The sequence below is a fragment of the Polynucleobacter sp. AP-Feld-500C-C5 genome, assembly GCF_018882265.1.
Lineage (GTDB): Bacteria > Pseudomonadota > Gammaproteobacteria > Burkholderiales > Burkholderiaceae > Polynucleobacter.
Map to the genome: position 1 here is coordinate 1 of NZ_JACVOW010000016.1, position 255 is coordinate 255.

Genomic DNA, 255 nt, shown 5'->3' on the forward strand with positions numbered 1-255 from the left:
TTAGAGGCGTTAACTAAGGCTGCAGAAGATCACTCCGGTAATTTATTGGAGTTATCTGTTAATGCAATTCGTTTGCGTGCGACCGTTGGTGAAGTGTCTGATGCGTTAGAGAAAGTTTACGGGCGCCCTCGCGCCGATACTCAAAAGGTGACCGGAGTGTATGCAGCTGCTTATGACTCAGCCGAGGGTTGGGCAAAATTACAAACTGAAATCGCTGACTTTGCCAAAGAGTTTGGTCGTCGCCCTCGCGTGATG

The 255-nt window shown here is 49.0% G+C and carries 1 pseudogene; it reads left to right on the top strand.

The features are described 5' to 3' along the window. A pseudogene (locus tag ICN21_RS01695) lies at nt 1-255 on the top strand (methylmalonyl-CoA mutase family protein); the annotation flags it as partial.